Raw genomic sequence first — 23,712 nt, 5'->3', positions numbered from 1 at the left:
GCCCCCATGGGTGAGGGCGCTTTGCTTGCGAAGCACTGCTTCGCAAGCGCCCGAACGCACAGCCGCCAGCGGCTGGGCCGGACCCCGGAGGGGGGTTTACGGCGTGTCCTGCCAGCCCACACCGCCCCGCCAAACCAGCAGAAAACCATAGCCGCTTTGGCTCCGGCTTTGGCTTTAGCTGTTGCCGGCCAGCGGCCGGCACTACCGCAGGTGCAGGGCCAGCCCTGCCGACCCGCCCTCCCCTGCGCACGAAAACGTTTTCACTGATTTCAGGAAACCGTCATCCCTTCGCCACGCCAGTACCATATTGCGCAGCAGCATGCGCCCGCGAGCGACCCATGCTAAAAAACGCCCGCCCATCGCTTAGATCGATCCAAGACGACATTGCGATGGCCGGGAATTGGGGAGGCAGTCACAGGACGTACCAGGCAAAACGCACGGTACTACTGCCACTGCATGGCGATAGCGACAATGTCACTTCAAATTAGATCGATTCAAGTTGTCCGTGCCACGTCACCGGATCAATCCAGGAGAGAGGGAGAGATGGGAATGAAGCATTCAACACGTACGCACGGCCAGGACGCATTGTCGCTGGCCATCGCGCTGGCCCTGGCCGCCGCCGTCATTCCGGCTGGCGCCGCCGCGCAGCAGGCCGCTTCCACCGGCTCGCAGGACGCCACCACCCTGGACAGCGTCCAGGTCACCGGCTACCGCTACGCCATTGAAAAGAGTCTGGAGCAGAAGCGCGACGCCAATGCCGTGGTCGAAGTGATCACCGCCGAAGACGTCGGCAAGTTCCCCGACAAGAACGTCGCCGACGCACTGCAGCGCGTGCCCGGCGTGGTCATCACCCGCAGCGGTGGCGAAGGCAAGAGTGTCAGCGTGCGCGGCCTGGCGCCGGACCTGACCCTGACCCAGTTGAACGGAAACTATGTCGCCACGTCGGAAACCAACGACGAAGCGACCCGCTCGTTCAACTACACCCTGCTGCCGTCGAACATGTTGTCCAGCGCGGAGCTGTTCAAGTCGCCGGAAGCACGCATCGACGAAGGCGGCATCGGCGGTACGGTCATCCTGCACACCCGGCGTCCGCTGGACATGGAATCCAACTCGGGCTTCGTCACGCTCGAAGGCACCTCCTCCGACACCCACCACGATATCGACCCGCAGGCGTCGGCACTGTACTCGTGGCACAGCAAGGACGAGCGGTTCGGCGTGCTGGTCGGCGTGACCCAGCAGAAGCGCACCACCCGCACCATGGAAGCCACCACCGAGGACTACCAGTGGTATGGCGCCGGCAAGGCGCGTGATGCCAATGGCAACGTGCAGTCGCAGGATGGCATCCACTACTGGTGGGGCAAGTCCGGTTTCAACAACCAGACCGGCGGCAACTACAGCGATTTCTTCATGCCGACGTCGGTCAACTTCGCGGTGAAGGAAGAGAAGCGCGAGCGCAAGGGCGGCCAGCTGACTTTCCAGTTCAAGCCGGTCGACAACGTCACGATGACCGCCAATTACTTCCGCTTCGAGCTGCAGGGTGACTACACCCAGAACATGCTCAAGATTCCGGAATGGAGCATGGCGCGCTACAACCAGGACGGCAACTGGGACGGCGGCCGGCTGCTCAATGGCCTGGACTTCGACCCCAGCGGCAGCATCGTCACCGGTGGCCAGTTCGAGAAGCTTCCGGGCAAGGCCTACATCTGCAGTGAAGACCAGGCCAAGGCCGCCGGCCTCAAGCCCGGTGGCTGGGGGCCGGACGACTGCACCATGCCTACCCCGCAGCTGACCGGTGGCTACAGCAAGGAAAAGGCGCTCTCGCAGACTGCCGACCTGACCATCGACTGGGACATCAGCCCATTGTGGAAGGCGTCGTTCACCGGCGGCCGCACCTGGTCCGAGGGTGGCCCGTCGATGAACTTCCGCATGTCGGCCAAGCCGCGCCGCAAGGTCGGCAACGACTACCTGTCCGGCAACCAGTACAGCGCCTGGGACTTGACCGGCACGCCCTCGGCCACCTTCTCGCCCGACCTGCAGCAGCAGTTGATGAACGGCATTGCCGAGGTGGATACCGGCTCGACCGACTCGTCGTGGAAGCGCACCGAGGTCAAGCAGAACTACTTCCAGGCCGACGTCACCAAGCTGTTTGAATCGGGCTGGCTGGACTCGATCCAGTTCGGTGCCAAGTACCGCGACGGCAAGGTCCACCGCAACACCGGCAACACCTACTGGGTGTGCCCGGGCCGTGATCCGGCCGACTACAAGGACGGCCGTTATCAGGCCGGTTGCGACCCGACCGCCGGTGATGCGCAGCCGGGCTTCTTCCTGTCCAATCCGATCAGCAACATCGCCGGCGGTTTCAACGCCAACGTGTTCCCGGGCATCAACTATCCGGCCTACATCGATTACCTGAACAAGACCTACGGCGGTTCGCACAACCGTACCGAGGACGACTTCGTCTACAACGTCAACGAAAAGATCTACTCGGGCTACTTCCAGGCCAACTTCCGCACCGAACGCCTGCGCGGCAATGTCGGCGTGCGTGTGGTGCGCACCAAGCAGTTCGCACAGTCTTCCGACTCGATCGAGAAGTTCAACGACTACTTCCTGGACAATGCGTCGGGCGCGCCGATGGCATGCACCGACCCGGCTGCCGCGGCTTATCCGACCTATGGCTGCGAGAGTGGCTTCGTGCGCCTGCCGTATGATCTGGCGCAAAGCAAGACCTACGACCTGATCGGCGTCGACCGCACCTATACCGACGTGCTGCCGAGCTTCAACATTGCCTGGGACATCACCGACACGCTGGTGCTGCGCGGCGCCGCGTCGAAGGTGATCGCCCGTCCGGGCTACACGGATATCGCAACCCCGGGTGCATTGAGCTACTACAGCGCAGAGTATGTCGACGATCGCCGCGTGGCGGGCGGTGCACCCAATCCGGGCTGGGCGGGTGAGGGCAGCAACAAGCAGCTGCAGCCCTTCAAGGCCACGCAGTACGATCTCGGCCTGGAATGGTACTTCCAGCCGGGCGCCGTGGCCGGTGTCGGCCTGTTCCGCAAGGACGTCAGCAATTTCACGGTGCCGGTCGTGCGCGACATGCAGATGAATGTCGGCGGTGAAATGGTGACCGTGCAGAACTACAAGACCAGGGCCAATGGCCAGGATGGCGTTTCGCAGGGCGTCGAGCTGTACGGCCAGTACACCTTCGATTTCGGCTTCGGTGTGCAGGCCAATTACACCTACAACGACACCAACCTGGCATCGATCGTGCTGGACGGCCAGAACATCGGTTCGTCGCCGTTGGTCGGCAGCGCCAAGAACCAGGCCAATGTCACCGTGTTCTACGAGAACGACAAGTTCCTCGCGCGCGCGTCGTTCAACCGTCGCGGCCAGGTGGTGGGCGGCCTGCAGAACGGCATGACGGTCTACACCGAGCCGTATGACCAGCTCGATCTGAACGTGGCCTACAACCTGACCCCGGACTGGACCCTGACCGCTTCGGTGATCAATGCCACCAAGTCCGAGCAGCGCGTGCACCTTGGCAACGACAGCAAGGCCCGCCTGATCTCCAACACCTACGCAGGCCGCCAGCTCTACTTCGGCGCCACCTGGAAGTTCTAAGGCCACACCGGGTTGCCCGGGCCTGCCCCGGCGCAATCCACGCCCCGCTCCGGCGGGGACGTTCCTCCACGGCAGCCGCGCTGGTACAGGTGGCTGCCGTTTTCTTCTTCAGCCCAGCGCTTGACCCTGCCATCGTTGGAAGGTGCACACTGGCCCTACCCCAAGAGCACCCAAGGAGCTACAGATGGAATTCCATGTCGATGGTATGACCTGCGGCGGCTGCGCTCGCAGCGTGACCCGCGCGATCCAGCAGGTCGATCCGAACGCCAGCGTGGTGGCCGACCCGCCGACCGGCCTGGTCAAGGTGCAGACCACCGCCTCGCAGGAGCAGGTCTTCGCTGCGGTGAACGATGCCGGTTTCCCGCCGCGCAGCGCCTGATCCACTGCCTTCAGAATGCAAAGCCCGCCCGGTGCTGCTACACCCGGCGGGCTTTTTCGTGCCTGCGCCAACAACTCAGTACTTGTGCGCGCGCCGCCGTACCGCCCCGGTCTTCGCGGTATCAGCCGGCACCGGAGTCTCATCATCTTCACCCAGCCGCTGCAGGATCGGGCACTCCGGGCGCTCGTCACCCGCGCAGCAGCTGATCAGCGACTTCAGCGTGTCGGCCATCTGCCGCATGCTTTCGATACGCTGATCCAGGTCGGCAATGTGCTGCTCGGCCAGGCGCTTGACGTCGGCACTGTGCCGCGAGGTGTCGTTCCACAGGCCCAACAGGTCGGTGATCTCGGCCACCTGGAAGCCGAGATCGCGGGCGCGGCGAATGAAACGCAGGCGGTGGATGTCCGCCTGCGAGTACGCCCGATAGCCCGACTCGGTGCGATCAGCCGCGGGAATCAGGCCAATCTGCTCGTAGTAGCGGATCATCTTCGCCGAAACACTGGAGGCCTTGGCGGCTTCACCGATATTCATGCGGTTCTCCTTCAATGCGTCGCGGCGGGGGCATCCGCCATCGGCGGCTGGAAGCGGCGCAGGCGCAGCGCGTTGCCCAGCACGAACACGCTGGACAGCGCCATCGCACCGGCAGCGAATACCGGCGACAGCAGCACACCCCAGACCGGGTACAGCACGCCGGCCGCGACCGGGATCAGCGCGGTGTTGTAGGCGAAGGCCCAGAACAGGTTCTGCCGGATATTGCCCAGCGTTGCCTTCGACAGCGCAATGGCATTCGGCACGCCCTGCAGGTTGCCCGACATCAGCACCACATCGGCCGACTCCACCGCGATGTCGGTGCCGGTACCGATCGCCAGGCCGACGTCGGCCTCGGCCAGCGCCGGTGCATCGTTGATGCCGTCGCCAACGAAGGCGACGTGGCCGTGCGTGGCCTTCAGGCGGCGCACCGCTTCGACCTTGCCTTCCGGCAGCACCTCGGCCACCACCTCATCGATGCCCAGTTGGCGTGCGATCGCCTGCGCGGTACCGGCGTTGTCGCCGGTGATCATCGCCACCTTCAGGCCCAGCTGGTGCAACGCCGCGATTGCGGCCGGCGTGCTCGGCTTGATCGGATCGGACACCGCGATGATCGCCGCCAGGCGCCCGTCGATGGCGGCATACAGCGGCGACTTGCCCTGCGTGCCGAGGTCCGCCGCCAGCGTCGAGAACGCGGTGATGTCCACGCCAAGATCGCGCATGAAGCGATCAGCACCGACCTCGACCCGGGCTCCATCGACACGGGCGCGCACGCCCATGCCGGTGACCGATTCGAAGTCGAGCAGGGCCGACAGCGCAATGCCCTGCCCGGTCGCCGCGTCAACAATGGCACGGGCAATCGGGTGCTCCGAGCGCGACTCCACTGCCGCCACCGCAGCCAGCACGGTACTGCGATCAAAACCCTCGGCGATCTCGAGATCGGTCAATCGCGGACGCCCTTCGGTCAGCGTGCCGGTCTTGTCCACCGCCACCACCTGCGCATCCTTCAGCAATTGCAGCGCTTCACCCTTGCGGAACAGCACGCCCATCTCGGCGCCACGACCGGTACCGACCATGATCGACGTCGGCGTAGCCAGCCCCATCGCACAGGGGCAGGCGATGATCAGTACCGCTACGGCATTGACCAGGGCGAAGCTCAGCGCCGGCGACGGGCCGAAGATCAACCAGACCAGGAAGGTCGCCAGTGCGGCCAGCATCACCGCCGGCACGAACCACAGCGTGACCTTGTCGACCACCGCCTGGATCGGCAGCTTCGAGCCCTGCGCCTGCTCGACCATGCGGATGATCTGCGCCAGCATGGTCTGCGCGCCTACCGCCGTCGCGCGCACCGTCAGCGCGCCCTTCTGGTTGACCGTGCCGCCGACCACGCTGCTGCCCGGCTGCTTCTCCACCGGAACCGGCTCGCCGCTGATCATCGATTCGTCGATGTAGCTGCGGCCCTCGACCACCTCGCCATCGACTGGCACGCGCTCGCCCGGACGCACCTCCACCACGTCGCCACTCATCACTTCATCGACCGGGATATCGACCGCGCGGCCGTCACGGATCACATGCGCGACCTTGGCCTGCAGGTTGACCAGGCGCTTGATCGCCTCGGACGTACGGCCCTTGGCGCGCGCCTCAAGGAAACGGCCGAGCAGGATCAGCGCGACGATCACCGCCGCGGCCTCGTAGTAGACGTTCACCGTGCCCGCCGGCAACAGCTTCGGCGCGAAGGTCGCCACCACCGAGTAGCCGAATGCCGCGGCAGTGCCCACCGCCACCAGCGAGTTCATGTCCGGCGCAAGCCGCAGCAGTGCCGGGAAACCCTTCTGGTAGAAACGACGGCCGGGAATGGCCAGCACCAGCAGGGTCAATACAAACTGCAGGTACCAGCTGGCCTGCATGCCGAGGGTGGCCATCACCCATCCGTGCATGCCGGGAATCAGGTGTGAGCCCATTTCCAGCACGAACACTGGCAGCGCCAGCACGGTCGCCACGATCAGGTCGCGCTTCAGTTGCACGCGCTCGGCGTCCTTCTTCTCTGCGACCTCGTCGTCCGGCCGCACGCCCGCCTCGATCACGCGTGCGGCGTAGCCGGCCTTGTCGATGGCCGCCACCAGCGCACCCGCGTCGGCCACGCCGCGCACTGTGGCGCGTTCGGTGGCCAGGTTCACGGCGGCTTCGGTGACGCCGGGCACCGCGCGCAGCGCGCGCTCGACACGACCGACGCAGGACGCGCAGGTCATGCCCTCCACCGCCAGCTCCAAAGTGGCGGCGGGCACGTCGTAGCCCACCCGCTCCACCGCCTGGATCAGCGCGGCGCGATCGACCGGACCGGACGCACGGATATCCGCACGTTCGGTGGCCAGGTTGACCGAGACGCTGCCCACGCCCTCGACCTTGGACAGTGCCGCTTCGACCCGGCCGACACAGCTGGCGCAGGTCATGCCCTCGATGGGCAGGCTGATGGTGGGCAGACTGGCGGTGGCGCGGGACGTACTCATGATCGGATTCCCATGGATTCCTTCTGGATGCGGACAGGCTAAACCTTGCCATCGTGGGAAGGTCAAATCCAGCCTGCCCGCATTTCCTGAATGGGCATCCAGGTGTCCATATCCACGCATTGCGTGGATCTACCAGCGGAGGTGGGTCTCCTCAGAAGGTGAACACATACTCCAGTGCGAACTCGCGGCCGACCGCGCCGAGCAGGCGCGTCGGGGCAAAGTCGTAGTCCAGCTTGTACGGGTCCTTGTGGTTCCAGCTGGCCGAGTTGAACGCGTTGTTGACGTAGACATTGACCTTGGCGTGCTCGGTCACCTGATAGCCCACGTTGAAGTTCCAGGTAATGAACGGTCCGACCCGCCCGAAGTAGCGCGCGGTCTGCTGGCCAGCGTTCGGGTTGGGATTGGGCGAGCCGTCCGGTCGCGTTGCCGGCTCCAGGCAGTTCAGCGACGGGCTGTCACTGGGCACGTAGCCATCGGCGAACGGCAGGCAGCCACCGGGGTTGTCCAGGCGATCGGTACCCCAGTGGTAGCGCACGCCCGGCACAGAGCCGATGCGGTCGGCATAGACATTGGCGTTCCAGTTGCCACGCTGCCAGGCCAGGCTTGCGCGCAGCTTGCTGCGCAGGTCGCGGTCGCGGCGTTCCGGGTTCGGGTCGGCGGCGTAGCGCTGCTCCTTGGTCGAGATCTGATTGGTGTAGTTCACGCCCAGCTGGAAGCTGCCCCACTGCGCGGTCTCCAGGCGGTAGCGCGCAGTCAGGTCGATGCCGCGTACCTCGCGGCTGGCCAGGTTGAACGGACCACGCTCGATCGACACCAGGCGTCCGTTGCTGTCACGGTTCACGCGCGCCAGGATGCCCGCACAGTACTCGCCGCCGGCCGGATTGGCCCACGGCGTGCCGTCCATGTTCTTGCCGGTCAGGCAGCCGGCCTCGCTGGCCAGCACTTCGTCGGCACCGACGTCGACGATCATGTCTTCCAGCTTGATCGCCCAGTAGTCGGCGCTGACCGACAGGTTCGGCATCACGTCCCAGACGAAACCGACCGTCCACGAATCGCCTGTCTCCGAGCGCAGCAGCGGCGTGCCACGCCGGTTCACATCGAACGTGTACCAGACGTCGGTGTTGCCCACGCCGCAGTTGTTGACCAGGTAGGCACCGCTCTGGATGCAGTGCAGGCGGTCATAGGTCTGTACTTCGGAGCTGCTGGGCTGGCCCAGCAGGTAGTGCATGTCCGGCGCGTGGAAACTGGTGGCATACGAGCCTCGCACCAGCAGCGATTCGACCGGGCGCCATTCCAGGCCGACGTTCCAGGTGGTTTCCTTCTGGCTGCCGATGTTCAGGGCCTCGGCGCTGTCGTCGGCCTTGTAGCTGCCATAGCGGTCATAGCGCGCCGCCGCGGTGGCGACCACGCTGTCCAGCAGCGGGATCTTGAACTCGACGCCGGCCGAGTAGCGCGTGCGCTCGCCGCCACCGCGGTCGACGTTCTGCAGGTCGAAGTCGATGCCGGCGCGTGGATCGGGACTGAGGTGATAACCCTGCTGCGCCACTTCGGCCACGGCGGCGAACGAAATCGGGCCGGCCCAGCCCTGGAACAGTTCACCGGTGATGTCCGCCGACGCCTGGTTGACCCAGGAGCTCGCCCGATTCTTCGCTACGGTCCCCATCTGCCAGTACTGCTCCGGCGTCAGTGGATTCCACCAGCGTGATTCGTTCAACGCATAGATCGCCTCACCCCCGGCGGTGGTGCCCAGCCGTGGGCCGAGGAAGTAGTCGTAGGACTTCTGCCTGTCCACCACGTTCTGTCGTTCTTCCACGCGGTAGTACGAACGCCCCACCGTCGCACTCCAGTCGAAACGGTCGGCGAGGCGGCCACGCAGGCCCGCGCTCCAGTCCCAGGACAGTTCGCGGTTGGTGTTGCGCAGCGTATCCAGGCCGCCCACTTCGTTCGGGGTGAACTGGCGCACGCCGAGGATCGGGCGGTTGCGGTTCGCATCCCAGTAATAGCCGTTGTCATCGTCGATCAGCGACACGCCGGGCGGATTGGTGCCCCAGATGGCTTCGGAGCGATACACCGCCAGGTTGGTCCACGCCTGCAGGTCATTGCTGAAATCGAAGGTGGCGTACAGGTTGCCGGAGACGTTCTCGGCGCCGCCGGTCAACAGCCAGTTGGCGTAGTCGGCGCTCATGCCGCACAGGCGGCCGGTGTTGGTGATGGTGTTGGCGGCGTAGTTGTAGACCAGGCGATCGGCGGTGTAGTACTCGCCGTTGAACTTCTCGCAGGTGCCTTCCGGTGGCGCCAGGCGCTGGCCGTTGGTCGGATCGATCAGCGCCAGGCCGGCGGTGGGTCGGAAGCCGACCTTGCGCTGTTCCATGTTCCAGGACGAGTACGGCGCATCATCGGCATCGTCCATCTGCGGGCGATCGCGGCCGAACAACGGATCGCGCTTGGTGTACTGCAGCGCGTAGGTCACGCTCCAGTTGTCGCCGGTCTTGCCGCCGGCCCAGGACAGATCCCAGGTATCGCGGCCGCCTTCAGTGGAAGTACCGCCGCGCACACGCACTTCGTCGCCGTCATAGTTGGTTTTCAGGATGACGTTGACCACGCCGGCGATCGCGTCCGAGCCATAGATGGCCGAGGCACCGCCCGTCAGCACTTCGATGCGCTCGACCGCCGCAGCCGGAATGTTGCCGTAGTTGGAGAAGTTGGTTTCACCGCCATAGGGCAGCGGGTAGTCGGCCACGCGACGGCCATTGACCAGCAGCAGCGAGCGGTTCGGGCCCATCCCGCGCAGGTTCAGGCCACTGGCATTGGGCGTATGCGAGCCCCACTGCGAGGCCGCTTCAACCGTTCCGGTCGCTTCGGTGAGGGTCTTCAGCGCGTCGTACACGCTGACAAAGCCTTCCTTCTGGATCTGCGCGGCGGTGATCACGTTGACCGGCGCCGGGCCTTCGACGCTGGCGCGCTTGATGCGCGAGCCGGTAACGGTGACCGCATCGAGATCCTTGGTGGACGAACTGGAACTTTCCTGCGCGCTGGCCGCCAGGGGCAACAGGGCCAGGACCAGGGCCTGGGACAGCAGGTGACGGCGCTTGCGGACGGACTGAGCCATGGGTGGTTGCTCTTCGAAGGTGTGGACGCACGGACGGGTGGTGGCGCGGCACTACGGCTGATCCGGGCGCCTGGATCGGTCCAGGACCGGTGCGGCACCCTCCCCTGTGGATCGATCCAAACTAAAGCACAGCTGAACCACCAACGGCATGCGGCAGCGCAGCAACACACCACGGATTGCCGTAACCGGCCGCCGTTGGCCATGACAATCAAATAGTTGCCAGACAACGCTGAGAGAACGCCCCACGGATCGATGACACGATCGCGACAAACGCGCGCGGAACGGTTTTGTCCGCCCTCAGCGGCTTCCCTCTCCCGATTGAGCCGGGACAATACGGCCATTGCGAAGCACATAGCGGCTTGATGCCTTTCCGTCGGGCCCGCCAGCCCACCACGTGATGGTGACCCCGTTGTTCTGCCAGACCACGGAGGAAAAGTCGGACTCACTGCCAGGTCGCCCTGAGTTCTGGCTATCCAGAGACAACCTCTCAAGGCAACTACTGATCAGCATCCTGCCCCGCTCGACAGGCGTGGGCGGGATCAGTTCGTAGACGAAGAGATGAATCTCGTGCCCCGCACCGCAACGGCCCATCGGGCTAGCGGCGTTTGAATCGAACACCTGGTACACCGCCTTAAAGCGCTGGCTTCCAATCAGATGTACGCGCGTGTCGACGAACGCACCTTTCGCAGCGGGAGTCAGCGTCACCCCGCCCAGGACGTCGTTGCTTACTCCCTCGGAACCGGCCGCCCTCCAGATCAATACGGGTGTCTGCCCCTCTTCCGCAGCAGTTACGGCAACGGGCAGCAGACACAGAAGCAGCAAGAGCAGTCGAGGCATTCAGAAGGAGAATCGTTGCCACCAGGCGTTGGATCCACTGTCGGTGCTCCCGACCAGATCGTCCATCCAGAAATACGGATGCCCCTGCATTCCGCTGCTTGGCGGGCGGCCTGGCCATCCGCGCGCGTCAAAAGCGTCACTTTCTGGCAACGCGTGCGTATCCGGGTGGCGTCAGAGCCCTGCTGCGAAGGGAGCCGACCCCGGGCTTGCGATCAGCCATCCAGCGCTTGCCGTAGTGCCGCCACGGTCGCGTTGGCGGTCTGGCTCCAGTCCGGGTCCAGACCGCGCAGGGCCGGGTTGTGGAACTGCATCGCCGAGCGCCGCAGGCCCTTGGCCGAGGCGTGCAGTTCGGTACAGCCGGTCTGCCGTGCGACGGTTGCGATGTTGCCCGGGGCCAATCCGGCGCCTGCCATCACCGCAATACGGCCCGCCGCCTGGGTGACCAGGCCCGCCAGCACCTCAGCCCCGGCCTCGGCACTGACCTGCCCGCCCGAGGTCAGCACCCGCTGGCAACCCAGCCCGATCACCTGCTCCAGCGCCGACGACAGATCGCGGGCGGCATCAAAAGCGCGATGGAAGGTCACCTGCAACGGCCCGGCGGCCTGCACCAGTTCACGGCACAGCGCCAGGTCGATGCCACCCTGCACGTCCAGCGCACCAATCACTACGCCATCGCAGCCCAACGCGCGGCACTGCGCGATGTCCCGCAGCATCAGTTCGGTTTCCAGCGCGTCGTAGTGGAAGTCGCCCGCGCGCGGCCTCACCAGCACGAACAGCGGAATCGACAGGCGTTCGCGGGCGATCGCGATGCTGGCGAACGACGGCGTGGTGCCACCCTCGGCCAGGTTGTCGAACAGTTCGATGCGGTCGGCGCCGCCGGCCTGCGCGGCCAGCGCCGAGGCCACCGAGTTGCTGGCGATCTCCAGGCTGAGGAGCGTGCTCATGTCTGGGTGCTCGTGTAGATCGATGGCGAATCGCGCAGGTCATCCTGGCGCTGCGCATCGCACACCGCGTAGACGAATCCGCGATGCAGTGCATAGGCACCCACCTCGCCCTGCTTGTTCATCGCCAGGAAGCACACCTGCAGTGTCCTGCTCGCTTCCGGGCGCTTGCGCACCACGCGGTCGATCGCCTCGCGGCAGGCCTGCGCCGGTGAGCGCCCCTGGCGCATCAGCTCGACCACCAGGAAAGAAGCGGCGTTGCGGATCATCTCCTCACCCACACCCGACGCGGTGGCGGCGCCGACCTCGTTGTCGACATACAACCCGGCACCGATGATCGGGCTGTCGCCGACCCGGCCGTGCAGTTTCCAGGCCATGCCACTGGTGGTGCAGGCACCGGCCAAATGGCCCTTGGCATCCAGCGCGAGCATGCCGATGGTGTCGTGGTTATCGCTGTTGCCGGGGATGCCCCGGCGCTCGGCATTGATCTGTGGCTGGTACTTCTCGGTCTTCAGCCATTCGCGCCAGGCGGCTTCGGCCTGCGGCGTCAGCAGATGTCTGCGCTCGAAACCCTGCTGCACCGCGAACTGCTGCGCGCCGTCGCCCACCAGCAGCACGTGCGGGCTGTTCTCCATCACTTTGCGCGCCACCGACACCGGATGCAGGATGTCCACCAGCGCGGCCACTGCACCGCAGCAGCCATCACCGTCCATGATGCTGGTGTCCAGGCTCAGCACGCCGTCGCGATCCGGATTGCCGCAATGGCCGACGGTGGGGTTGCACAGCTCGCTCTCGGCCCAGCGTGCGCCCGCCTCAACGGCATCCAGCGCGCTGCCCCCCTGGGCCAGCACTTTCCATGCGGCCTGGTTGGCTGGCACGCCGAAGTCCCAGGTGGAAACCACCTTGGCCTCACCCTGCGTGCGCGCCTGCACACCCGGCAATGCCGCCATGCCTGCGGCCAGTGCACCGGCCTGCAGGAACTGCCTGCGATCCACCATCTTCCCCTCCCAGTCTGCAATGCACGACCGGCCCGATGCCGGCCCTGCCGATCAGTCGTGCGTGGGCTGCCGTGCGGCGTGCCAGACCGCTGCACCGAGCACGCCCAGCTGGCCGTGCTCCACGCGCCATACCGGCACCTGGCGCAGCACCTCGCTCAGCACGCCCTTGTTGAGGAAGCGCGCGCGGAAGCGGCCATCGGCCAGGAAATCCTGCACATGCGCGGAAATGCCACCGGCCAGGTACACCGAGCGCGCGCCGACGGCGATCGCCGCGTCGCCGGCCAGGCTGCCCAACCAGGCACAGAACACCTGCAGGGTCTCCACCGCCAACGCATCCTCGCCACTGCGGGCGGCGCCGATCAGCGCCTCGGTACTCGTCCACACCGGAGTGGCGCCGCGCAGTTCGCACAGGCACGGATACAGGTTCATCAGGCCACTGCCGGACAACACGCGTTCGTTGTCCACGTGCGGCCAGCGCTGCAGCAGTTTGCCCAGCACCTGCAGCTCCAGCGCGTTGCCCGCGCCGAGCGCGGCATGGCCGATCTCGCTGGCCAGCACCGGGCGTTCGCCATCGGCAAAGCGCAGCGCGGCACCGAGTCCGGTGCCTGCACCCAGTACCAGTGCAGGGAACGCCCGCGCCGGATCGGCGTCGCCGTTCAGCGGCACCAGGGTTTCCGGCTGCAGGTAGGGAATGGCCAGCGCCACGGCTTCGAAATCATTGATCAACTGCAGTTCGTGCAGCCCGGACTGCGCGCGGGTGGCCGACAGCGACACCGTCCACGGCAGGTTGGAGTTGATCAGCACATCGCCATCGAGCAGGCCGGCAATGGCTACCACTGCGGTCTTCACCGGCTGGCCAACGCCCGAAGTGAAATCAGCCAGGATCGCGGCCAGGCTTGGATACTCGGCGCAGGCATAGGTGCGATGGCTGCCCAGGCGCGGCGGCTGCCCGGCCAGCGTCTCTGCCAGTGCCAGACGGGCAAAGGTGCCGCCGACATCGGCGACAACCAGGCTGCGCGGAAGACCGCCGCGGGCGGAGTCGGTGGAAACCGGGGACGCTGCTGCGATGGTCACGCGGGCCTGCTTGGATCGATTGAATCGCCCCGATTCTCAGGCATCGGAGCGGCTTTGCCTAGCGCGCCGGTGGTTCAGGTTGGCCTACATGCCTTCCTGCTCGGCCACCTGCACACCATCCACCAGCACGCGCAGGCGCTGCGGGCGGAAACCGGCGAACAGCAGCGGCCGGGTACGTTCGACCAGCACTTCATGGCCGGCGATGTGGCGCAACCACGACTGTACCAGCGAGAACGAGAAATGCGTGCCCGGGTGCCAGGGATGCTGCACCCAGACCTTCTCGGTGGCGCTCTGCAGCAGCATCGCGCCGGTGAACCAATGGCGGCTGAGGGTGACCGGCGTAGTGCCGGCCATGAAACGGATATCCATGCGGGGTCCTTTCGCTGGAGCGGCACTGCCGCGGGTCAGGGCTGGGCAGTCTGCAGGCTGTAGCTGGTGGTGGCGGTGAACACCGCACCGTCGGGCTGGGTGGAACGCACCTCGACCTTGTGGCTGCCCACGGCCAGGTCGGTCGGCAGCGCGCCTCGCCACAGGTGCGGCGACGCGGTGGCCTCCGGCGAGCGGTCGTAGCCACGCAGGCTGCCGGCCAGGTCGTCGGCGACGTTCTCCACCATCAGGCGCGGATCCGGCTGACTGACCTGCTTCATCGGCTGCCAGGCACCGCCATCAACGCGGTACTCGACCACGCTGGCATCCTCGCCCATGTAGACATTGGCGTAGATGCCCCACGCCGGGTAGGCGCCCTGGCGCAGTACCTTCGGTGCATGCAGGCCGATCTGCTCGCTGGCCGGCTTGCCGGCCACGCGGTACTGCAGGCGATAGCTGCCGTTGCCTGCGACGTCGAGCAGCGCGTAGCCCTTCGGCGTGCCATCGCTCATGGTGCTGTCCGGTACCCCGGCGGCATTCTTCACCCCCGACCAGAACGCACCGCAGTTGGCGCCGACGTTGTATTCGTGCAGCGGCTTGTCGCCGTTCCAGCCCTCGGCCTTGCCGTGGTAGACGTGCTGCTGGGTGTGGCTGTGGCCGCTGAGCACCAGCACGTTGCGGAAGTCCTTGAGCAGATCGAACAGACGCTGGCGGTCGGCGTGACGGAACGTCTCGCGCCCCGGCGCAGCGTCGAACAGCGGGATGTGCATGCCCAGCACCAGCAGGCGGTCCTTGTGCAGGCCCTTCAGGTAGCTGGCGAGGAAGGCGAACTGGTCTTCGCGCAGGCCACCGACATACTTCGGCCTGGCCTTCGGGTCGTACACCACGTCGTCGAGGAACACGAAACTGGCGCCGCCCTCTTCCACCGCATAGGTGTCCGGGCCATAGATGTTGCGCCAGCTGTCCAGCGAATGCGCGTCGCTGGCCGCATCGAAATCGAGATCGTGGTTGCCTGGCACATGGAACCACGGCACGCCCAGCGACGTGGTGACCTTGTTGATCACCGGGTACAGGGTCAGGTCGTCGTTGACGATGTCGCCCAGGGTGGTGCCCATGCGCGCCTTGGTCTGGCCGACCAGCGGGGCCACGATCGACTGCTGGTAGTAGCCGATGTCCTTCAGGCTGGCAGTCTGCGAATCGGTGAACACCAGCATCTGGAAGCCGCGACGGCTGTCATGGCGGTCCGCCTGCAGGGCGAAATCCCAGTTTCGGGTGACGTCACTGGTAGCGGCAATGCCGCCGTACTTCAGCGCCGGCGAACCATTCGGGCGATAGTGCCGCCAGAACGACGGCAGGCCGTCGGCCGCCTTCGGGAAGGCGTAGGCATCGGGCTTGATCACGAACACGGTCTGGCCATCGCGCACCGGCAGGCTGTAGCTGCCGTCGGCGGCGGTCTTGACGATGGTCTCGCCATTGGAGACCTGCACCCCGGCCAGGCCCGGATCGGTGGCACCCCGGCCCGGCTTGCCGTCGCGCTCCAGATAGACCTTGCCGCTGACCACGGTGTCCGCGGCCCAGGCCGGCGAGGTCAACAACAGGCAGCACAGCCAGGCGGCAGGCAGTTTCATGGGACGGTCCGGGAAAGAAAGACCGCCTATTGTAGATTCCGTTGATGACATCGCGCACGCGTGGCGCATTGCCGGTAGTGCCAGCCGCTGGCCGGCAACCTCATGATCGTCGGGTATCGTCTGGTTGCCGGCCAGCGGCCGGGACTACCGCACCTCAACGATGGCGCTTTTCCAGCACCGCCCGCGCATCGTCCAGTGACAGGCCGCGCGCACGCAGCAGCACCAGCAGGTGATACAGCAGGTCCGAGGCCTCGCCCAGCAGCGCCTCATCATCCTGCGCCACGGCGGCCAATGCGGTCTCAACGCCCTCCTCGCCCACCTTCTGTGCGATACGGCGGATGCCGCCCTCGAACAGGCTCGTCGTGTAGCTGCCCGGAGGGCGCTGCGCCTCGCGCATCGCCACCAGCTGGCCCAGCCCGCCCAGGAAGTCCTTCGGCGCCTGGTCGAAACAGCTCTCGGCACCGGTATGGCAGGTCGGGCCCGCCGGGCGTGCCATCACCAGCAGCGTATCGGCGTCGCAGTCGACACTGATCGACTGCACCACCAGCACGTTGCCGGACTGCTCGCCCTTGGTCCACAAGCGCTGCTTGCTGCGGCTGAAAAAGGTCATGTGACCGATCGCCAGCGTGGCCGCCAGCGATTCGGCGCTCACGTAGCCCAGCATCAGTACCTGCAGGGTATCGGCATCCTGTACCACCGCCGGCAGCAGGCCCTCGCCCTTGCCCCAGTCCAGCGCCTGCAGCGCGTCCGGTGACGGCCTCACTTCAATAGACATCCCGCACCTCGATCTGCTGTCCGCGCAGGTAGCGTTTCAATTCCGGAATGGCGATGGCGCCGCTGTGGAACACGCTGGCCGCCAAAGCGCCGTCAACGTCGGCCCGGTCAAAGGCGTCCGCGAAATGCTCCATCGCTCCGGCGCCCCCGGAGGCGATCAGCGGCACCTGGCACAGGGCCCGTGCCTGCTGCAGCTGGGCGATATCGTAGCCACGGCGCACGCCATCGCTGTCCATGCAGTTCAGCACGATTTCGCCGGCGCCTCGCTGCTGCGCCTCCACGATCCAGTCGAGAGTGCGCAACGGTACCGCCTGGGTCTTGTCCGGGTCGCCACTGAAGCGACGCACGCGCCACTGCCCATCGGCCTCGCGCACCGAGTCGACACCGACCACCACGCACTGCACGCCGAACTCGTCTGCCAGCTCGGTGATCAGCTGCGGTCGGCCCAGCGCCGGCGAGTTGATCGACACCTTGTCGGCGCCGGCGAACAGCACGCGGCGCGCGGTTTCTACGCTGTCGATGCCACCGGCCACGCAGAACGGGATGTCGATCAGGCGTGCGATGCGCTCGATCCAGGCCACGTCCACCGAACGTGCCTCGGGGCTGGCGCCGATGTCATAGAACACCAGCTCGTCGGCGCCCTGGTCGCGGTAGCGCTGCGCCAGCTCGGCGATGTCGCCCATGTCGACGTGGTCGCGGAAGCGCACGCCCTTGACCACGCGCCCATCGCGCACATCCAGGCAGGGAATGATGCGGCGGCTCAACATGCCAGCGCCTCCGCCAGGTCCATGCGCTGCTCCAGCAAGGCCTTGCCGAGGATGGCGCCGCCACAGCCGGCGTCACGTGCCTCGCCGACATCGGCCACGTCGCGGATACCGCCTGACGCCTGTACGGCCACGCCCGGCAACAGCGCCGAGAGGTGCGCGTACAGCCCGATGTTCGGCCCGGCCAGCATGCCGTCGCGGGCGATATCGGTGCACAGCAGGTGCCGCATGCCGGCGCGTGCGTAGCGCAGGGCCAGGTCATCCAGGGTCACCCCGGCGTTCTCGGTCCAGCCGTGTACCGGCAGCTGCCACTGGCCCTGGGCATCCTGGCGGGCGTCCAGCGCAATGGTGATGCGCTCGGCGCCGAACTCATCGAGCCATCCGAGCACCTCATCGGGGCGGCGCACCGCCAGCGAACCGACCACCACGCGACCGGCGCCGGCACCGAGAATGCGTGCCACGTCATCGCGGCCACGCACGCCACCGCCGGTCTGTACCTGCAGCGTCGTCTGCGCGCGGATCGCCGCCAGCAACGGCGCCAGGGTATAGCCACCGGCACGCGCCGCATCCAGGTCGACCAGATGCATCCACTGCGCGCCCTGCGCGGCGAAGGCCTGCGCACGCGGCAATGGATCATCGCCATACGAGGTTTCCTGCGCGTAGTCGCCCTGCCGCAGGCGCACCACGCGGCCATCACGGATATCCAGCGCGGGGTAGACGATGAAGCTCATGCAGCGGTGCCCTCAAGGAAATTGCGCAGCATCAGCGAACCGGTTTCGCCCGAGCGCTCGGGGTGGAACTGCGCGCCGTAATAGCGCCCCTGCTCCACCACCGCAGTGAACAGGCCACCGTGGTCGCAGGCGGCGACAGTGTGGGTATTGAGTGGCGCGGCATAGCTGTGCACGAAGTAGGCGCTGGCCCGCTCCGGCACGCGCTGCAGCAGCAGCGACTCGCGCAGCGGCAGCAGGCGGTTCCACCCCATGTGCGGCACGCGGATGCCACACGCGGGTACCAGCTTGCGCACCACCCCGGGAATCAGCCCCAGTGTCTCCACGCCGGCCTCCTCGGAACGCTCGAACAGCAGCTGCATGCCCAGGCAGATGCCCATCAGCGGCACCTCCAGTCGCTGCAACGGCTCCACCAGCCCCTGCGCATGCAGGCGCTGCATGCCCGGCCCGGCGGCACCCACGCCAGGCAGAATCACCCGCTGCGCGCCGACCAGGCCGTCGGCATCGCGCACCAGCCGAACGCTGGCGCCGAGGCGTTCAAGTGCATAACGCACCGAGCCCAGGTTGGCGCCGCCGGCATCGATCAGCGCGACGTCGCTCACAACGCCCCCTTGGTGCTCGGCAAGGCCGTGCCCTGCCGGGCCAGTGCCGGACGCAACGCGCGCGCCAGGGCCTTGAAGCAGGCCTCCACCTTGTGATGATCGTTGTCACCGCGCACCTGCAGGTTGAGGTTCAGGCCACTGGCATCGCACAGCGAGCGGAAGAAATGCGGCACCAGTTCGGTCGGCATGTCGCCCACCCGCTCGCGCTTGAACTCGCCCTCGAACACGAAATAGGGGCGGCCGCTGAAGTCCAGCGCAGCGCTGGCCAACGTTTCATCCATCGGCAGGGTGAAGCCGTAGCGGCCGATGCCGCGCTTGTCACCCAGCGCCTCGCGCAGGGCCTGGCCCAAGGCCAGGCCGGTGTCTTCGATGGTGTGGTGCTCGTCGATGTGCAGGTCGCCCTCGGCCTGGATGTCCAGCGCGAAGCCACCGTGCTTGCCGATCTGTTCCAGCATGTGGTCGAAGAACGGCAGTCCGGTGGCGATGCGTGCATCGCCGGTACGGTCCAGATCGAGTTCAACGCGGATCTTGGTCTCTTTGGTATTGCGCTGGACCACCGCGGTGCGCGGTGCATCCGCCAGCGCGTGAGCGATGCCCGGCCAGTCCCACTCACCCCCGAACTGCGCGGTGCGCAGCTGGAAACCGCGGATGTTCAGGTTGTCGGCGAACTGCAGGTCGGTGATGCGGTCGCCGACCATGCCCGAACGCGCCCAATCGATGCTGCGGTCCTGCAGGTAAGCCGTCATCAGGCCGATGCCCGGCTTGCGGGTCGGAGCATTGTCCTGCGGCCAGCTGCAGTCGATCAGCACGTCACGGAAGGTGATGCCCTGGCTTTCGAAGATCTGCAGCATCAGGTCGTTGGGACCCTCGAAGCTGGCACGCGGATAGCTCTCGCTGCCCAGCCCATCCTGGTTGGTGACGATCACGAACTGGTAGCCGGCGTCGCGCAGCTTCAGCAGCGCCGGAATCACCTGCGGCACGAAGCGCAGCTTCTCGTAGGCGTCGATCTGGAAGTCGGCCGGCTCCTCGATCAGGGTGCCGTCGCGGTCGATGAACAGGATCGGGGTCATGCGGCGGCCCTCCGCGCCGACAGGGCCGCAAGCACGCGGTCATTCTCTTCGGGACTGCCGATGCTGATGCGCAGCGCGTCGCCCAGCTGCGGCGCGGCGCGCTGGTCACGCACCACCACCCCGGCATCCAGCAACGTATCGAATGTGGCCTGCGCGTCGGCGAAACGGACCAGCAGGTAGTTGCCGGCCGAGGCATACACCCGACGCACACCGGGTAGGCCGGCCAGTGCCGTGCGCAGGCGCTCGCGCTCGCCGATAACCGTGGCCACGCGCTCGGCGGTGCGTGCCAGAGCCGCGGGTTGCAGGGCCTGCACGGCCAGTTCCGCACATGGGGTAGGCACCGGATACGGCGCCTGGCAGCGGCGCAGCACGGCAATCAGTTCCGGCGCGGCGATCAAGGTGCCGATACGGGCAGCGGCCAGTGCATGCGCCTTCGACAGCGTGCGCAGCACCGCCAGATTGGCATGCGCGTTCAGCAGCGTGGTCGCCGACGGTCGCTGCGCATACTCGACGTAGGCCTCGTCCACGACCACCAGCGCTTGCCCGCGGAGTGCAGTCGCCACGCGCTCGATCTCTGCCAGGCTCATATCGCTGCCAGCCGGGTTGGAGGGCGCACACAGGAAGACCAGCTTGGCGCTCTGCTCCCGTGCCGTGCGGACGACCGCATCGAGATCGGCGCGCAGGCCGTCCTCGCCATCGACCAGCGGCACATCAATCAACGGCGCGCCCTGCAAGCGTGCACAGACCGCGTACATGCCGAACACCGGCGGCGTGACCAGCACGCCATCGCGGCCCGGCACGCACAGGGCGCGCACCAGCAGATCGATGGCTTCGTCACTGCCACGGCCGAGCAGCAGCTGCTGCGGCGTCACGCCGTACAGCGCTGCCAGGCCCTCACGCAGCGCCCACGGCTGCGGTTCCGGATAGCGCCGGCTGCTGCCTGCGGCATCGGCCGGATTGGCCCAGGCCGATTCGTTGGCGTTCAACCAGATCTCGCCCTGCACCGCCGCGCTGCGCGCCGAACTGTAGCCGGCGAAGGCCTGCAGATCCGGGCGCACCAGCCTCAGCACATCGTCAACGGTGCTCATGCCGCCACCTCCATGCGCAGCGCCACCGCACGTTCATGCGCATCCAGGCCTTCGGCACGGGCAATGATGCGTGCGCAGCCACCGATCGCTGCCAGGCCATCGGCGCTGGCGCTCTGCACGCTGATCAGGTTCTGGAAGCTGGCCACGCTGACGCCGCTGTAGGCGCGCGCGGCACCGGCGGTAGGCAGCACGTGGTTGGTACCGCTGCAATAGTCGCCCAGTGCTTCCGGCGTGTAGTCACCGAGGAACACCGAGCCGGCGGCCTGCACCTGGCCCAGCCAGTCGCGCGGTTCGCGTAGGGCCAGGATCAGGTGCTCGGGCGCGTAGCGGTTGCTGATCGCGAAGGCCTCTTCCAACGTCTCGACCTGGATCAGCCGCGACGCCGACAATGCCTGGCGCGCGATCTGCTGGCGCGGCAGCAATGCCACCTGGCGCTCTACTTCCGCCTCAACCGCGGCCAGCATCGCCGCGTCGTCGGTCAGCAGCAGCACCTGCGAATCCGGGCCGTGCTCGGCCTGCGACAACAGATCGGCGGCGACGAACGCCGGGGTGGCGCCGGCATCGGCAATCACCAGCACTTCCGATGGGCCCGCCGGCATGTCGATAGCGGCGGCGCCGTCCTGCGCGACCTGCTGCTTGGCTTCGGTGACGAAGCTGTTACCCGGTCCGAACAGCTTGTCGCAGGCCGGGATGGTGGCGGTGCCATAGGCCATCGCGGCGATCGCCTGCGCGCCGCCGAGCTTGAACACGCGCTGCACGCCGGTCAGGCGGGCGGCCACCAGCACCGCCGGATCGGCACTGCCATCGGCACGCGGCGGCGTGCACAGCACCACCTGCGGGCAGCCGGCCAGCCGCGCCGGCACGCCCAGCATCAACGCGGTGGACGGCAGCGGCGCACTGCCCGCCGGCACATACAGACCGACGCGACCGATCGGCCGCAGCATGCGTTCACAGACCACGCCCGGCGCGGTCTCCACCGCGTACCCCGTGCCCATGCCAGCGGCGTGGAAGCGCGCGATGCGCTCGGCGGCATCCACCATCGCCTGGCGCAGTTCGGCCGGCACGGCGGCTTCGGCAGCATCGAATTCGGCCTCACTTACTTCAAAGGTAGGCAGTTCGACACCATCGAAGCGCGTGGTGATCGCACGCAGCGCATCGTCACCCTGCGCACGCACCTGTTCGATCAGTGCAGCCACCGCCTCGCGTGTCTGCTGGGCCACGGTCTGCACCGGGCGCGTCAATGCCGCGCCGCGGGCGGGCTCATCAAGTTGCGACCAGATCAGACGATTCATGCCAGCGACCGCTCCACGCTCAACACCATCAGGCCCTGCGCACCGGCGCGCTCGAGTTCTTCCATGCGCTGCCAGCTCAACGGACCCGGGCACATGGTCTGCAGGCGCAGCGCGCCGCCATCGGCCGGCAGCCGCACCAGTGGTTCGGCGTCAGCCAGCAGCTGTGCCAGCGCGTCGACGCGATCCTCGCTGGCGCGGAACATCAGCAGCTTGCGGTCCTGGCGCTGCACCACGCCATCGAGGCGGCGCAGCAGCATCGCGCGCAGCGAGGCGCGCGCATCGTCCGGCACGCGCACCGCACCGGCCAGCACCGCTTCGCTGTCGAGCAGGTTGTGCACCGGGGTCAACTGGTTCGCGCGCAGCGTGGCGCCGCTGGACACCAGATCGCAGATCAGGTCGGCGGTGCCCAGGCGCGGGGCGATTTCCACCGAACCGGACAGCTCGACCACCTGTGCGTCCACGCCCTGCTCGGCCAGCCATTGCGTGAGGATGGCCGGATAGCTGGTGGCGATGCGGGTACCGGCCAGCTGCGCCGGGCCCCGCCACTGCCATTCCTCGGGCACCGCCAGCATCAGCCGGCATTGGCCGAAGCCCAGCCCACGCAGCGCCTGGTAGGCGTCGGGCAGGCCGTTCTGGCGGCGTGCCGCGGCCTGTTCGTCCAGCTCGTTGCGGCCGACGATGCCGAGGTCGCAGACGCCGTCGGCGATCAGGCCGGGGATGTCGTCGTCGCGCACCAGCAGCAGGTCCACCGGCAGCGATTCGCCGTAGCAGAACAGCTTGTCGCGGCTCTCGCGCCAGCTCAGGCCGCAGGCGCTGAGCAGGTTGCGGGCGGGTTCGGCCAGCCGGCCACTCTTCTGGATGGCGATACGCAACCGGTCTCGTGCCGGCGCTGCCTGGGTTGCACTCATGGGGGAGGTCTCGAAGGTCGGAACGGGGCGCGGATCAGCGCGAAGCAAGGCGGTCGATGGCGGCGGCATAGCCTCGATGGCCATGTTCGAGCGTGCGCGCCACCCGTCCGGTGGTGGTCACGCTGACGCCGGTGCGCTCGTGGATCTCGCGGTATGGCACGCCCTGCTGTAGCAGGGGCACCACTTTCCATCGATCGGCCATGGCTTCCAGCTCGGCCGGGGTACACAGGTCACGCAGGAAGGCCTCGACCTGTTCCGGCTCGCGCAGCGCGGCAAAGGCCTGGGCCAGGGCCTGCAGGTCGGCCTTCGGGTCTTTGGCGGCAATCTCGGGACGGGCTTTCACGGGGTCGTTTCCATGCATCAATGTAATAGCGCGTTAGTACATTAACGCATTCTTGCGCAGTGCGTCAAATCGTGGGTTGGCGGCATGGCAGGGCCGCCGCCCTGCACCCGCAGAGGCCGGAGCAACGGCAAAAGCCGGGCTACTGAGGGTGGGCG

General features: G+C 66.9%; 20 protein-coding genes. 2 read left to right on the top strand and 18 right to left on the bottom strand.

Going from position 1 to position 23,712, the window contains the following annotated elements; translation table 11 throughout:
* Nucleotides 1-543: 543 nt before the first annotated feature.
* Both O0J73_RS12670 and O0J73_RS12665 read left to right on the top strand, forming a co-directional pair.
* Nucleotides 544-3,621 carry a TonB-dependent receptor gene (locus O0J73_RS12670; protein WP_049458374.1) on the top strand — a complete coding sequence of 1,026 codons (3,078 nt, stop codon included), beginning with the start codon at nucleotides 544-546 and terminating at the stop codon, nucleotides 3,619-3,621.
* Nucleotides 3,622-3,805: 184 nt separating this feature from the next.
* Nucleotides 3,806-4,000, top strand: a complete 195-nt coding sequence (locus O0J73_RS12665) for a heavy-metal-associated domain-containing protein (protein WP_006436926.1) — start codon at nucleotides 3,806-3,808, stop codon at nucleotides 3,998-4,000.
* 75 nt (nucleotides 4,001-4,075) lie between these two features.
* On the opposite strand, the gene cueR is transcribed toward O0J73_RS12665, so the two are convergent.
* The 18 genes from cueR to O0J73_RS12575 all read right to left on the bottom strand — a co-directional run bounded on the left by cueR (nucleotide 4,076) and on the right by O0J73_RS12575 (nucleotide 23,557).
* Complete coding sequence (cueR, locus tag O0J73_RS12660; protein ID WP_308308843.1) at nucleotides 4,076-4,531, bottom strand: Cu(I)-responsive transcriptional regulator; 456 nt, start codon at nucleotides 4,529-4,531, stop codon at nucleotides 4,076-4,078.
* Nucleotides 4,532-4,542: 11 nt separating this feature from the next.
* The gene (locus tag O0J73_RS12655) at nucleotides 4,543-7,035 is read right to left on the bottom strand and encodes a heavy metal translocating P-type ATPase (RefSeq protein ID WP_308308842.1); all 2,493 of its coding nucleotides are present in this window, start codon (nucleotides 7,033-7,035) and stop codon (nucleotides 4,543-4,545) included.
* A gap of 151 nt (nucleotides 7,036-7,186) precedes the next feature.
* Nucleotides 7,187-10,144, bottom strand: coding sequence for a TonB-dependent receptor (locus tag O0J73_RS12650; RefSeq protein WP_197563055.1), 2,958 nt, complete (start codon nucleotides 10,142-10,144; stop codon nucleotides 7,187-7,189).
* A 297-nt stretch (nucleotides 10,145-10,441) separates the two neighbouring features.
* Entirely contained in the window at nucleotides 10,442-10,981 is a 540-nt protein-coding gene (locus O0J73_RS12645) for a hypothetical protein (protein WP_308308841.1), read from the bottom strand.
* 212 nt (nucleotides 10,982-11,193) lie between these two features.
* Complete coding sequence (locus tag O0J73_RS12640; protein ID WP_308308840.1) at nucleotides 11,194-11,925, bottom strand: copper homeostasis protein CutC; 732 nt, start codon at nucleotides 11,923-11,925, stop codon at nucleotides 11,194-11,196.
* A complete protein-coding gene (locus tag O0J73_RS12635; RefSeq protein WP_308308839.1) occupies nucleotides 11,922-12,920 on the bottom strand; it encodes a N(4)-(beta-N-acetylglucosaminyl)-L-asparaginase in 999 nt (332 codons plus the stop codon). Before O0J73_RS12635 ends, O0J73_RS12640 begins: the two co-directional genes overlap by 4 nt.
* Nucleotides 12,921-12,971: 51 nt before the next feature.
* Nucleotides 12,972-13,994: a glucokinase gene (locus O0J73_RS12630; RefSeq protein WP_308308838.1), complete on the bottom strand. Its 1,023-nt coding sequence runs from the start codon at nucleotides 13,992-13,994 to the stop codon at nucleotides 12,972-12,974.
* Nucleotides 13,995-14,078: 84 nt separating this feature from the next.
* Nucleotides 14,079-14,363, bottom strand: coding sequence for a hypothetical protein (locus O0J73_RS12625; protein ID WP_006436871.1), 285 nt, complete (start codon nucleotides 14,361-14,363; stop codon nucleotides 14,079-14,081).
* A gap of 35 nt (nucleotides 14,364-14,398) precedes the next feature.
* Nucleotides 14,399-15,988 (bottom strand): calcineurin-like phosphoesterase family protein, encoded by a 1,590-nt coding sequence (locus tag O0J73_RS12620; RefSeq protein ID WP_308308837.1) that lies wholly within the window; start codon nucleotides 15,986-15,988, stop codon nucleotides 14,399-14,401.
* Nucleotides 15,989-16,142: 154 nt separating this feature from the next.
* Nucleotides 16,143-16,763 carry a bifunctional phosphoribosyl-AMP cyclohydrolase/phosphoribosyl-ATP diphosphatase HisIE gene (hisIE, locus tag O0J73_RS12615; RefSeq protein ID WP_271260408.1) on the bottom strand — a complete coding sequence of 207 codons (621 nt, stop codon included), beginning with the start codon at nucleotides 16,761-16,763 and terminating at the stop codon, nucleotides 16,143-16,145.
* Complete coding sequence (gene hisF / locus O0J73_RS12610; RefSeq protein WP_308308836.1) at nucleotides 16,753-17,529, bottom strand: imidazole glycerol phosphate synthase subunit HisF; 777 nt, start codon at nucleotides 17,527-17,529, stop codon at nucleotides 16,753-16,755. Before hisF ends, hisIE begins: the two co-directional genes overlap by 11 nt.
* Nucleotides 17,523-18,257, bottom strand: a complete 735-nt coding sequence (hisA, locus tag O0J73_RS12605) for a 1-(5-phosphoribosyl)-5-[(5-phosphoribosylamino)methylideneamino]imidazole-4-carboxamide isomerase (RefSeq protein ID WP_308308835.1) — start codon at nucleotides 18,255-18,257, stop codon at nucleotides 17,523-17,525. Before hisA ends, hisF begins: the two co-directional genes overlap by 7 nt.
* Nucleotides 18,254-18,856 (bottom strand): imidazole glycerol phosphate synthase subunit HisH, encoded by a 603-nt coding sequence (hisH, locus tag O0J73_RS12600; protein ID WP_308308834.1) that lies wholly within the window; start codon nucleotides 18,854-18,856, stop codon nucleotides 18,254-18,256. The genes hisA and hisH overlap by 4 nt, the downstream gene beginning before the upstream one ends.
* Entirely contained in the window at nucleotides 18,853-19,926 is a 1,074-nt protein-coding gene (hisB, locus tag O0J73_RS12595; protein ID WP_308308833.1) for a bifunctional histidinol-phosphatase/imidazoleglycerol-phosphate dehydratase HisB, read from the bottom strand. Before hisB ends, hisH begins: the two co-directional genes overlap by 4 nt.
* The gene (hisC, locus tag O0J73_RS12590) at nucleotides 19,923-21,014 is read right to left on the bottom strand and encodes a histidinol-phosphate transaminase (protein ID WP_308308832.1); all 1,092 of its coding nucleotides are present in this window, start codon (nucleotides 21,012-21,014) and stop codon (nucleotides 19,923-19,925) included. The genes hisB and hisC overlap by 4 nt, the downstream gene beginning before the upstream one ends.
* Nucleotides 21,011-22,306 (bottom strand): histidinol dehydrogenase, encoded by a 1,296-nt coding sequence (gene hisD, locus O0J73_RS12585; protein ID WP_006436746.1) that lies wholly within the window; start codon nucleotides 22,304-22,306, stop codon nucleotides 21,011-21,013. The genes hisC and hisD overlap by 4 nt, the downstream gene beginning before the upstream one ends.
* The gene (gene hisG / locus O0J73_RS12580; protein WP_308308831.1) at nucleotides 22,303-23,214 is read right to left on the bottom strand and encodes an ATP phosphoribosyltransferase; all 912 of its coding nucleotides are present in this window, start codon (nucleotides 23,212-23,214) and stop codon (nucleotides 22,303-22,305) included. Before hisG ends, hisD begins: the two co-directional genes overlap by 4 nt.
* A 34-nt stretch (nucleotides 23,215-23,248) precedes the next feature.
* Entirely contained in the window at nucleotides 23,249-23,557 is a 309-nt protein-coding gene (locus O0J73_RS12575) for a YerC/YecD family TrpR-related protein (protein ID WP_008267046.1), read from the bottom strand.
* Nucleotides 23,558-23,712 lie beyond the last annotated feature (155 nt).

It is taken from the genome of Stenotrophomonas sp. Sm6012, assembly GCF_030985895.1.
Lineage (GTDB): Bacteria > Pseudomonadota > Gammaproteobacteria > Xanthomonadales > Xanthomonadaceae > Stenotrophomonas > Stenotrophomonas forensis.
This window is presented reverse-complemented; position numbering and strand designations above follow the sequence as displayed.